Source organism: Virgibacillus tibetensis, assembly GCF_036026595.1.
Lineage (GTDB): Bacteria > Bacillota > Bacilli > Bacillales > Amphibacillaceae > Virgibacillus_P > Virgibacillus_P tibetensis.
The window spans coordinates 870,955-883,743 of the sequence record NZ_JARZFX010000001.1 but is presented as its reverse complement, the minus strand read 5'-3'; the positions used below and the strand labels follow the sequence as shown (position 1 = coordinate 883,743).

Genomic DNA, 12,789 nt, shown 5'->3' with positions numbered 1-12,789 from the left:
AAGATAACAGTCTTGCCTTTATTAAGGACAAGAAGTCTGCCATCGTATCAAAAACTGTGATTTAGTTGTTTCATTGGAAACTAAAAGTACAAAATGAATAGTAAAAATAAAACTACAATTTATAATAACTTAGGAGGCAAAACATGTCAGAATTAAAACAGATAAATAAAGTATTAGTAGCTAATCGTGGGGAAATAGCCATTCGTGTCTTCCGTGCTTGCACTGAACTTAATATACGTACTGTTGCAGTATATTCTAAAGAAGATTCCAGTTCTTACCATCGTTTTAAAGCGGACGAAGCATATTTAATTGGAGAAGGAAAAAAACCGATTGATGCTTATTTGGACATCGAAGGTATTATCGACCTGGCTAAAAGCGTAAAAGTAGATGCTATTCATCCTGGGTATGGTTTTTTATCAGAGAACATTCAATTTGCAAAACGCTGTGAAGAAGAAGGCATTATTTTCATCGGTCCTACGAGTGAGCATTTAAATATGTTCGGTGATAAAGTAAAAGCAAGAACACAAGCTATTAACGCAGGTTTGCCAATAATTCCCGGTACGGACGGACCAGTTGCTTCAATTGAAGAAGTGAAAGATTTTGGTGACCAGCATGGTTATCCAATTATTATTAAAGCGTCACTTGGTGGCGGTGGACGCGGTATGCGCATCGTTCGTAATGAAAAGGGACTGGCTGACTCATATGATCGCGCTAAATCGGAAGCAAAGGCAGCATTTGGGAATGATGAGGTGTATGTCGAGAAATTAATTGAGAATCCGAAACACATAGAAGTACAAATAATGGGTGATAAAAATGGAAATATTGTTCACCTATTTGAAAGAGACTGTTCTGTACAACGAAGGCACCAAAAAGTTGTGGAGGTTGCACCAAGTTTAGCATTATCAGATGAAATCCGTAGTGAGATGTGCGATGCTGCAGTTGATTTAATGAAAAAGGTTAACTACATAAACGCGGGTACAGTTGAATTTTTAGTTACTGGAGAAGAATTCTACTTTATTGAAGTAAATCCACGTGTACAAGTAGAGCATACAATTACGGAAATGGTAACAGGTATTGATATTGTTCAAACACAAATTAAAGTAGCAGAAGGCCGGGACCTTCATGATGAATCAGTTGGTATGCCTTTGCAGAATGATATTAAGGTAAATGGGTATGCAATTCAATCACGTGTAACAACTGAAGACCCATTGAATAATTTCATGCCGGATACAGGTAAGATTATGGCATACCGTTCAGGAGGAGGCTTCGGAGTCCGTTTAGATGCCGGTAATGGTTTTCAAGGTGCCATTATTTCTCCGCATTATGATTCATTATTAGTTAAAGTTTCTACATGGGCACTGTCCTTTGACCAGGCTGCACATAAAATGGTCAGAAACCTAAAGGAATTTAGAATTCGTGGTATTAAAACAAATATCCCTTTCTTAGAGAACGTTATTTTACATGAACAGTTCTTATCTGGTCGCTATAGCACAACGTTTATTGACCAAACACCCGAATTATTTGTATTTCCAAAGCGAAAAGACCGTGGAACAAAAATGCTTTCGTATATTGGCCATACAACGATAAACGGTGGAGAGGGTATGAAAAAAAGTTCGAAACCGGATTTTTCTAAATTAACTATACCGAAAGTGAATAGTTTGGAAGAAGTACCCGCAGGAACGAAACAAATATTAGATGAACGTGGACCAGAAGGGCTTGCCAAGTGGTTAAAGGAACAAAAGGAAGTAATGCTGACAGACACAACATTTCGGGATGCACATCAGTCTTTACTCGCAACTAGGGTTAGAACAAAGGATTTACTGCAAATAGCAGACCCAACTGCCCGCTTGCTGCCTAACTTATTCTCAGTAGAGATGTGGGGAGGAGCAACTTTCGATGTTGCTTATCGTTTCTTAAAGGAAGATCCATGGGAACGGCTGCTGAGTATACGTGAAAAGATGCCTAATGTACTGTTGCAAATGTTGTTGCGTGCGAGCAATGCTGTGGGTTATAAAAACTACCCGGATAATGTAATAAATGAATTTGTAGAAAAGAGTGCATCTGCAGGTATAGATGTCTTCCGTATTTTTGATAGTTTAAATTGGGTCGAGGGCATGAGATTAGCAATAGAGACTGTTCGTGAAAACAACAAAATAGCGGAGGCTTCCATGTGCTATACCGGGGATATATTAGATGTTGGACGCTCGAAATATGACTTGGATTATTACAAAAATCTGGCTAAAGAACTTCAACAAGCCGGAGCTCATATTTTGGGTATTAAAGATATGGCAGGCCTGCTCAAGCCAGAAGCAGCATATCAATTAATTACAAGTCTAAAAGAAACAATTGATTTGCCAATTCATCTCCATACTCATGATACAAGCGGCAATGGTATTCATATGTACGCCCGTGCCATTGAAGCAGGGGTGGATGCGGTAGATGTAGCTGCTGGCCCAATGGCAGGATTAACATCACAGCCGAGTGCACAAACACTATATCATGCCCTCGAAGGTACTGAAAGGCAGCCAAAGATAAATGTTCAGGCTTATGAGAAGTTATCTCACTACTGGGAAGGAATTCGCGAATACTATCAAGAATTTGAAAGTGGTATGAAATCACCACATACAGAAGTGTATCTTCATGAAATGCCTGGTGGACAATACAGTAACTTGAAACAGCAAGCCAAAGCGGTTGGCTTAGAAGATCGTTGGAATGAAGTCAAAACGATGTTCCGTCAGGTGAATGATATGTTTGGTGATGTCGTTAAAGTTACACCATCTTCAAAAGTTATTGGAGATATGACATTATTTATGGTCCAAAATAACTTAACTGAAGATGATGTTTATGAACGTGGTGAGTTCATTGACTTTCCGGATTCAGTAGTAGAACTTGCTCAAGGTTATATAGGGCAGCTATACCAAGGATTTCCACCAGAATTGCAACGAATAATCTTAAAAGGAAAAGAAGCAATCACTGTGCGTCCAGGAGAATTATTGGATCCGGTAGATTTCACGCAATTAAAGAACGTATTATTTAAAGCACTGGATAGACAAGTAACTAGTTTCGACCTGATTTCCCATGCGCTTTATCCAAAAGTATTTATGGATTACCATAAATTCTATGAAACTTATGGTGATTTATCTGTTCTGGATACACCAACATTCTTTTATGGAATGAAGCTGGGTGAGGAGATAGAAGTTGAGATCGAACAGGGGAAAACACTTTTTGTAAGGTTACTTTCCATTTCGGAAGCACAGACAAATGGGACAAGGGTGGTTTATTTTGAACTGAATGGTCAATCACGTGAAATTGTTGTGAAGGATGAAAGCATACAATCCGAACTGACTTCCCGACCTAAAGCAGATAAAGACAACGAAAAACAGATAGGGGCTTCCATGCCTGGTACAGTTTTAGAGGTACTTTGCAAGCAAGGTGACAAGATAAACAAAGGGGATTATTTACTGATTAATGAAGCTATGAAAATGGAAACAACAGTTCAAGCACCATTTACAGGGGTAATTAAATCAATCTACGTTAAACAAGGAGAGACCATAGCTGTTGACGATCTGATGATTGAGTTTGAGTAAGATGATGCCTATTTGGAAGGAAAGTAAAGTACAGAAAAGCTATCGTTAACTTCAGTGTTCAATAATATAAAAAAGGAAGTAGAGATTATTAATTCTACTTCCTTTTTTAGTTAGCTATTCAATTGAGGCAAACGTTCTTTCTTTATTATTTTGCGTTTCTCTTTCAAATTTAGCGCTCCGGGAGGAAAGTAAAATAAAATAACTCAACATCCCGAAATAACAAGAAATAACAAATGCATGCAGTAAAGCGATTCCCAGGTTTAACAGAGTAAAAATAATCATTGCACCAAAGAACACTTGTAAAACGATCAAAGATAAAGTAGCAAACCAGCCCCAATACATAACTCGACTATACCGGTAATTCTTAGCGATTTTAATAAAGAACACTATAGTCCAAATGAAGAGGATGCCTGCTGCTAGCCGGTGCCCCATTTGGATCCATTGTTGTAAGTTATAGTCTGAAAAAGCAAATGGTGAGTTATTAGTACAGAACGGCCAATCAGCACACACAAGATTTGCGTTTGTATGGCGAACTAGAGCTCCGGTATAAACAACTACTAACGTATAGATGGTTAGTAGGTATATTTCTATTCGGTGCTTCTTTTGGATAAGTAAGGATTTTGTATCAAATTTCTTATCAATTTCAAAAATAAGTAACATGAGTAAAAATACTGAAGCAAACGATATTAGGGATATACCAAAATGAGCAGCAAGAACAAAATCAGATTGCCCCCACATTACTGCAGCAGCGCCGATAAGACCCTGTAATACTAAAAAGAAAATGGATAAAAGGGACAAAAACTTAACTTCACGAATATGTCCTGCATATTTCCAGGCAATGATAGCCAGTGCGAGAACTGCAAAGCCAACAACACCTGAAACCAACCTGTGACTTAGCTCTATTATTAATTCAGGGGTTATATCGGATGGTAAAAATTCGCCGTTGCATAATGGCCAACTGCTTCCACAACCAGCCCCCGAATCTGTTTTAGTCACAAGTGCCCCACCAATTAAGATGAATACCATCCCAATTGTAGAAACAACTGATAACCACTTTAAAATTTTCATCATAAGTATAGCCTCGCTTTTTGCATGATAGACTAATAATAATATTGTTTACACTTAGAAAGCAATTAAATTAGAATAAAAAATGACAAATGACACACAATTGTTATACTATCATGACTTATTACTATTTTCATGGTGAAAAATAAAAAAACCCTTGCATTGTTGTTCATTGTTTGCTAGAAATAGTATAAGGGATATTTGATTATGCTTTGTATAACTGTGTCTAAATTGGCAAAATTATTACATAATTACACGAAATAAAGGCTTTTATGCCTTTTATTTTAATTTTAAGCCATACTTTTCACGAATTTGTCACAATTAATACAAAGTAATTACCCCAAGGGAGTTATTAGATTGTAATATCATTCCATGGTACAATTAGAATAATAGTGAGGATATTTTGGGGAATAATAGTAAAAAATATCCATAATTTTATTATGCTTATTGGGTGGGATATTGAAGGGGGGTAAGGAAATGGATAAAGTGGAGGCGCCTACTTCACAGATAATTGGCAATGTTGCCATGTCGCAAAAATCGAATACAACTATTATTTCCGATCTGAAATCTCTTATTAAAATAGGGATTGTAAATTCGAACATGATTACTGTTTTTACAGGATTCTGGTTAGCTCTACATTTTACAGGTTCTTCATTTATAGCTTATTGGGATGTATTTCTTTTAACCATAGCTGGAAGTGCTCTCGTAATTGCTGGAGGATGTATCCTTAATAATTGGTATGATGTCGATATTGATCCAATAATGATAAGAACAAAATCCCGCCCTACGGTAACTGGTAATATATCAATAAATACAGCGTTGGGATTAGGTATAACAACAACACTACTTGGTTTAATCCTCTTGCTGTTCACTACAGTACAAGCAGCTTTATTCGCATTCTTGGGATGGTTCATTTATGTTGTGTTATATACAATGTGGTCAAAACGAAAGTATACGCTTAATACAGCAATCGGAAGTTTCTCAGGTGCAGTCCCCCCGTTGATTGGTTGGGCAGCAATTGATCCGAGTTTTCATATTGTGCCTTTTATCTTGTTTTTAGTAATGTTTATTTGGCAAACACCACATTTTCTTGCATTAGCAATGAGAAAAAATAATGATTATAAAGCTGCTGGTATTCCTATGCTGCCTGCTGTACATGGTTTTGAATTCACTAAAAGGCAGGTTGTAGTTTACATTGCATGTTTACTGCCGTTACCATTTTATTTAACAACTCTCGGTACAACTTTTGTTGTTATTGCCACCTTACTCAACGTAGGCTGGCTGGCAATTGGGATAAGTGGATTTTTTATGAAGAATGATTTGAAATGGGCTAACATGATATTTGTTTATTCAATTAATTACCTGACCATATTTTTCTTGATGATGGTTGTTGTTACATTGAGTTCCCCATTTAATTAAATTTTGTCCTTACTAATATAACTATATATATAAGGAATTTACCAAGAAGAAAGAGAGGTATGATTAAATGAAAGGTTGGATGGGAAGGTTTAAATCTTTATTCCTGTTAGGTACACTTGCACTTATTTTATCTGGGTGTGGTAAAGAAAACTTAACAGCTCTTGTGCCAAAGGGATATGGTGCAGAGGCTTCAATGAATTTAATAATTCTATCAACAATAATTATGTTATTTGTATTTTTTATCGTAATACTTATTTATGTAATTGTCTTAATTCGTTTCCGTAAGAAGAAGGGACAAGAAGATTACATACCAAAACAAGTTGAGGGGAATAAAACCTTGGAAACTGTTTGGACATTAATTCCAATAATTTTGGTATTAATACTAGCAGTGCCAACAGTTGCAGCTACATTTGATCTAGCAGATGAGTCAGGATCAAATGACGGACTGAATATAGATGTTACTGGTAATCAGTATTGGTGGCACTTTAATTATGAGGGAGAAGAAATCCAGACAAGTCAGGATATTTATATCCCAACAGGAGAAAAAGTATATCTGCACATGCTTTCTTCTGATGTAATTCATTCTTTTTGGGTACCGAGTATTTCAGGTAAGATGGATGTTAACCCTGAAAACGTAAATACAATGTATATCGAAGCATATGAAGAGGGTGTCTATTGGGGTAAATGTGCTGAGCTATGTGGCCCGTCCCATTCACTGATGGACTTTAAAGTAATTGCAGTTAGTCCTGAGGAGTTTGACCAATGGGTTGAGGATATGCAAAACGTTGATCCGGACTCTGAGTCATTAGATACGGTTGCACAAGATGGAAGAGATTTATTTGAGGCTAATAATTGTATGGGTTGCCATGCTATTGGTTCTTCCCCAGCTCAAGTTGGTCCCAACCTAACAAACTTCGGAGATCGTTCTGAAGTTGCAGGTATACTCGAATACAATAAAGAAAACATTGTAGACTGGTTGGTAGATCCTGAATCAATTAAGCCAGGAAATAAAATGACTGGTAATTACCCAGCTCTTTCTGAGGAAGAAGCAGGCAGTATAGCAGATTATTTAATGCAGCTTCAACCTTCTGAAATAACACCTGAAAGTGCAGGGAATTAAAGAAAAATAAAACATATTATGAGATGTAGGATGTATAAGGGAGGTTTATAATTTGAGTATAGCAGCTACTCAAAAGAGAGGCTTCGGCGCTGTGTTGTGGGATTATTTAACTACTGTAGACCATAAGAAGATAGCACATTTGTATTTATTTGGTGGTGGTTTTTTCTTCCTGCTTGGCGGATTAGAAGCAATGATTATACGTATTCAATTAATTAAACCTGAAAATGATTTTATCAGTGCAGGTTTGTACAATGAAATGATAACGATGCATGGTACAACGATGATTTTCCTTGCAGCAATGCCGTTATTATTAGGTTTGATGAATGCCGTCATGCCTTTACAGATTGGGGCGCGTGATGTAGCGTTTCCATTTCTGAACGCATTAGGTTTTTGGTTATTCTTGTTTGGTGGAGTTATATTAAATTGCAGTTGGTTCCTGGGAGGAGCGCCTGATGCAGGGTGGACTTCCTACGCTCCATTATCACTACAGTCACCAGGACATGGTGTGGATTTCTATGTATTGGGTCTCCAGATATCGGGTGCCGGTACACTGATAGGTGGTATTAACTTTCTAGTAACGATTGTTACAATGCGTGGTCCAGGCATGACTTATATGAGAATGCCATTATTCTCATGGACTACATTTGTTACAAGTACATTAATATTGTTTGCTTTCCCTGCTTTGACTGTTGGCTTATTCTTATTAATGTTTGACCGTATGTTTGGCTCAGCATTCTTTGATGTAGCTCTTGGCGGGAACACAGTTATCTGGCAGCATTTATTCTGGATATTTGGTCACCCTGAGGTTTACATTTTGATATTGCCAGCATTCGGGCTTTTTAGTGATATAATCTCCACATTTTCTAAAAAGAGACTATTTGGTTACACAGCAATGGTCTTTGCAACGATTTTAATTGCATTTTTAGGATTTATGGTTTGGGCCCACCATATGTTTACAGTTGGTTTAGGACCGGTAGCAAACTCGATTTTCGCAATAGCAACTATGGCTATTGCAGTACCTACCGGCATTAAGATCTTCAACTGGCTGGCAACAATGTGGGGCGGGAGTATTACGATCAACTCTGCTATGCTATGGACTCTAGGGTTTGTACCTACATTTACAATTGGTGGTATGACTGGTGTTATGCTTGCTTCTGCTGTAGCAGATTACCAGTACCATGACACGTATTTTGTAGTAGCACATTTCCACTATGTTATTGTTGGTGGTACATTATTTGGAATACTAGCGGGTCTCCATTATTGGTGGCCGAAAATGTTTGGTAGAATACTCCATGAAGGAATGGGAAAAATGGCATTTTGGATTTTCCTGGTTGGATTCCACTTAACATTCTTTATTCAGCATTTCCTTGGCTTGATGGGTATGCCACGTCGTTACTGGGTATTCCTGGAGAATCAAGGCTTAGATACAGGTAACCTAATTAGTACCATTGGCGCATTTCTGATGGCTATCGCGGTTATTATATTCTTTATTAATATTGTCTATACAGCAACTAAAGGTGAAAAAGCACCTGCTGACCCGTGGGATGGACGTACTCTTGAATGGTCAATTCCTTCACCACCACCGTATTACAACTTTAAACAGTTGCCATTAGTACGTGGTTTAGATCCTTTATGGATTGAAAAAACTGAAGGAAAAGGTAAAATGACGCCAGCAGAACCAGTTGGAGATATTCATATGCCAAACGGTTCAATTATACCGTTTGTAATGTCATTAGGTTTCTTCATTGCAGGATTCGGTTTTATATACCAAACGGACCACCGTGGATGGTTGGTTGTGTTATTTGGTGGAATGGCTATATCTCTTGGTTCTATGTTAGTAAGATCATTAAAAGATGATCATGGTTATCACATTACAAAAGAAGAACTTGAAAGGGAGGCTGACTAATATGAGTCACGATCATTCCTTGAACCCTGCTACAATGCCGGAAGAACCAGAAAAAGCCACCCTTGAAGGTAAAAATAAGTTCTTGGGTCTGTGGTTTTTCCTTGGTGGTGAAACAGTTCTTTTCGCTAGTTTATTTGGAACATATCTCGCACTGAAAAATTCCACTGCAGGTGGACCAAGTACAACGGATTTATTTGGATTAGAACTGGTTTTTCTTATGACCATGTTGTTATTAACTAGTTCTTTGACTAGTGTTTATGCAATGTACCATATGAAGAACAACGACTTTAAAAAAATGCAGTTATGGCTGGGAATTACAGCACTTCTGGGTATTGGGTTCTTAGCATGTGAAATATACGAGTTTGCTCACTATATTAATGATTATGGATTTACGTTCCGTTCATCAGCATTTGGATCGGCTTTCTATACATTGGTTGGCTTCCATGGGGGACACGTTGTATTTGGTCTAAGCTGGTTAATTGCACTAATGGTCCGTAACGCAAAAAGAGGTTTGAATCTGTACAACGCACCAAAGTACTACACATTTAGTTTATACTGGCACTTTATAGATGTTGTATGGGTATTTATCTTTACAGTTGTTTATTTAATGGGAAAGGTGGGTTAATTCATGACAGAAAGCACCGATACCAATAAAGTTGATACTTTCAGGCAACAAAGGAACAAAGAGGAAATGAAAAAGCAACTAATTTCCTTTGCACTAATGATTGGCTTTACTATAATTGCTTTTGTGCTAGTTGGTACAGAAGCTATGGAAAGCATGTTTATTATCCCTTTGCTGATTATATTAGCAATTGTGCAAGTAGCATTTCAGTTTTACTATTTCATGCATATGAAGGATAGAGGACATGAAATGCCTGCAGTGATGATTTATGGAGGTATGGGAGCAGCTGTATTAACATTAGCCGCTCTATTACTTATTGTTTGGTGGTAATGGAAGAGACCGGGTTTGAACCCCGGTCTTTTTTCTATTCAGATCGTTATTAATTTGTCACATTAACAAGTGTGTGAATAAGGTAATTAAGTTATAATAATAGAGACAATCCCTTTTTTGGAGTGAATAATTATGTGGTTAGAACTACAAATATTTGGTTTTCGCGCATTATGGAGTCCATACTTTTTCATGTTTGTACTATTCTTAGCGTTACTATATTTTCTAATAACTGGGCCTTACCGGCGTAAGTTTGGTGAAAATGATAAGCCATCCTTTTCGCAACAAATTTTCTTCTATACAGCTTTGTTATTACTGTATCTTGTGAAGGGTTCACCAGTTGATCTACTGTCACACATCATGTTAAGTGCTCATATGGTTCAAATGGCTATATATTACCTTATATTTCCTATTTTTATCATTAAAGGGCTACCTGTCTGGGTTTGGAGAAAAGTAATTGAAAAGCCAGTAATTAAACCGGTATTGAAGCTTTTAACAAAGCCGATTATATCCTTACTGCTATTTAATACATTGTTTTCTCTTTATCATGTTCCTGCAGTTTTTGACTTTGCAAAGTCATCGCAACTGATTCACACATCGATTTCCCTTACGATTTTGTTTGCTGCATTTATTGTTTGGTGGCCAATTCTTTCACCAATAAAGGAATACGACACGATGAGCCCAGTACTTAAACTAGGTTATATTTTTGCTAATGGCGTCTTAATAACTCCAGCCTGTGTATTGATTATATTCGCTGATCATGCGTTATTTGCAACTTATAGTCAGGATGGGGCTTGGATGCAGGCATTGGCTTTATGTGTCCCAGGAGATGTCCTGCAGGGAATTACTTATTCAATATCTGGTCCAGAAATGTTTTCTCCGTTTAGTACGATGGAAGACCAGCAATTGGGTGGAATAATTATGAAAATCATGCAGGAAATAACATATGGTGTTATTTTAGGGAGGGTTTTCTTTAAATGGTTTAATAAAAAGAGCCTAGAGATTGACCCAATTCCTGTTACTGAAACCCAGACTCAATCTTAACAAGGAAAACACGAATCTCATTTCTAATGGGATTATGTGTTTTTCTACTACATACCAGCTTTTGAAAGGATAGTGTAACAGATGCCTTTTTTACCTACAATCAGCACTTTTTTAATATTACTAAGTGCAATTCTTGTAGCTTTTGGGTGGAGATTGATAATCAAAGGAAAATCCTCTGCTCACAAAAAAACAATGATAGCTGCTGCAGCCAGTGCTCTTTTATTTTTTATTATTTACGTTTCACGTACAGTATTTGTCGGAAATACAGATTTTGGCGGGCCTGACGAATTGAGGATTTATTATACAATATTCTTGATTTTTCATATAATATTAGCTACTACGGGGGCTGTGTTTGGCGTTGTAACTATTACCCTAGCTTTTAAACGAAAAATTGCAGTACACAGAAAGATAGGGCCTGTCACAAGTATCATTTGGTTCTTTACTGCTATTACAGGGCTGATGGTTTACTTGCTTTTATACATTCTCTACGAGGGTGGGGAAACTACTAGTATGATTAAGGCCATATTAGGAACATAATAGGAAAGGGATGAGCATAATCTATGCTCATCCCTTTTTTGAATGTATTAAATTTTAATATTCCATTTTATAATACCGGCCTCTTTAGCTGAGTTAAAAGCAATTACGAGTACCGGCCCTATAATAAATCCTAAGATGCCTAAAAGTTTTAGTCCAATAAACATGGCAATTAAGGTGGCCAGAGGAGAAAGGCCGATATGCTGACCCATTACTTTGGGTTCTACAATTCTCCTTACAGCAAGCAGTATTACTGCTAATATGGCAAGTTGTATCCCCATAGTTGAATCTCCAGCTAATAGGTGGAAAATAGCCCATGGACCCAAAATAATAATTGATCCAATAATAGGAATAAGGTCGACCAGCCAAATAATCAGTGACATAATTATTGCGACTTCTGGTGCTATAAGGAACAACCCTATTAAACTAACTCCTAGAATAATGAGACTGACAAGGAGCTGTGCCTTTAAAAAGCCTAGAAGCACACTGGATAGACGTGTATTCATAAATGATACTTTCTCCGCAGTTTCTTTCGTTAGCATGTGATACAACTTAGATTTAAGGATTGGAAGTTCCAGCATAAATAAAAATAGAGCAATTAAAAAAACAATGAAGCTAATTAGATATTGAGGTACTTTTGTAAAAATTTGAGCAATATTGTCAAGCGTTATTTTCTCTTTAGCGGTTTCACTGAGTTTATGTAAATTTTGTTCGATTGTTTCCGATATCTGATTAACAAATTCTTCGGGAAGGTTACTTGTATAGTTTTGGAAGTCAGATTCCCAATTGTCATAGGCTCGATTAAGTTGGTTGAAATGGGTGGGGACATCTTCTACAAAATTCACCACTTGTGTTACAGCTTTTGTGACGACAAAAGTACCAGCAATACCTACAAATAATAAAAACAATAAAAAAACGATGATGACAGAAGCTTTTCGACTGATTTTTGTTTTGCGCTGTATTAAACGTACGATCGGGTTAAGTAACATTGCGGTTAATAAAGCCACAATTAAGGGTACTGAAATTGGTAATATAAAAAAGAAGATTAATATTATAAAAATTAATAATAAAATAAATGTCCATTGGCGTTTACTGATAGTACGGAGCAAAATAATACGTTATCCCCTTTCTGGTTATGTAATCGGTAGGTGAGTCTATAAGAAAT

General features: G+C 36.9%; 10 protein-coding genes. 8 read left to right on the top strand and 2 right to left on the bottom strand.

The window, feature by feature from the left end; genetic code table 11:
* The first annotated feature begins 143 nt into the window (after window positions 1-143).
* Window positions 144-3,587, top strand: a complete 3,444-nt coding sequence (pyc, locus tag QGM71_RS04810) for a pyruvate carboxylase (protein ID WP_327606368.1) — start codon at window positions 144-146, stop codon at window positions 3,585-3,587.
* A gap of 114 nt (window positions 3,588-3,701) precedes the next feature.
* Here the strand turns inward: pyc and QGM71_RS04805 are convergent, their stop codons facing one another.
* The gene (locus tag QGM71_RS04805) at window positions 3,702-4,658 is read right to left on the bottom strand and encodes a COX15/CtaA family protein (protein ID WP_327606367.1); all 957 of its coding nucleotides are present in this window, start codon (window positions 4,656-4,658) and stop codon (window positions 3,702-3,704) included.
* A gap of 471 nt (window positions 4,659-5,129) precedes the next feature.
* Here QGM71_RS04805 and cyoE point away from each other — a divergent pair, with 471 nt between their 5' ends.
* The 7 genes from cyoE (at window position 5,130) to QGM71_RS04770 (ending at window position 11,627) form a co-directional block, all read left to right on the top strand.
* Window positions 5,130-6,071 (top strand): heme o synthase, encoded by a 942-nt coding sequence (gene cyoE, locus QGM71_RS04800; protein ID WP_327606366.1) that lies wholly within the window; start codon window positions 5,130-5,132, stop codon window positions 6,069-6,071.
* Between the two features lie 67 nt (window positions 6,072-6,138).
* Window positions 6,139-7,191: a cytochrome c oxidase subunit II gene (gene coxB / locus QGM71_RS04795; protein ID WP_327606365.1), complete on the top strand. Its 1,053-nt coding sequence runs from the start codon at window positions 6,139-6,141 to the stop codon at window positions 7,189-7,191.
* 52 nt (window positions 7,192-7,243) lie between these two features.
* A complete protein-coding gene (gene ctaD, locus QGM71_RS04790) occupies window positions 7,244-9,097 on the top strand; it encodes a cytochrome c oxidase subunit I (RefSeq protein ID WP_327606364.1) in 1,854 nt (617 codons plus the stop codon).
* A gap of 1 nt (window position 9,098) precedes the next feature.
* The gene (locus tag QGM71_RS04785; RefSeq protein ID WP_327606363.1) at window positions 9,099-9,722 is read left to right on the top strand and encodes a cytochrome (ubi)quinol oxidase subunit III; all 624 of its coding nucleotides are present in this window, start codon (window positions 9,099-9,101) and stop codon (window positions 9,720-9,722) included.
* Window positions 9,723-9,725: 3 nt separating this feature from the next.
* On the top strand, window positions 9,726-10,049 hold the full coding sequence (ctaF, locus tag QGM71_RS04780; protein ID WP_327606362.1) for a cytochrome c oxidase subunit IVB: 324 nt from the start codon (window positions 9,726-9,728) through the stop codon (window positions 10,047-10,049).
* A 132-nt stretch (window positions 10,050-10,181) separates the two neighbouring features.
* Complete coding sequence (gene ctaG, locus QGM71_RS04775; RefSeq protein WP_327606361.1) at window positions 10,182-11,090, top strand: cytochrome c oxidase assembly factor CtaG; 909 nt, start codon at window positions 10,182-10,184, stop codon at window positions 11,088-11,090.
* Window positions 11,091-11,171: 81 nt separating this feature from the next.
* Window positions 11,172-11,627: a DUF420 domain-containing protein gene (locus QGM71_RS04770; protein ID WP_327606360.1), complete on the top strand. Its 456-nt coding sequence runs from the start codon at window positions 11,172-11,174 to the stop codon at window positions 11,625-11,627.
* 47 nt (window positions 11,628-11,674) lie between these two features.
* On the opposite strand, the gene ytvI is transcribed toward QGM71_RS04770, so the two are convergent.
* On the bottom strand, window positions 11,675-12,733 hold the full coding sequence (gene ytvI / locus QGM71_RS04765) for a sporulation integral membrane protein YtvI (protein WP_327606359.1): 1,059 nt from the start codon (window positions 12,731-12,733) through the stop codon (window positions 11,675-11,677).
* Window positions 12,734-12,789 lie beyond the last annotated feature (56 nt).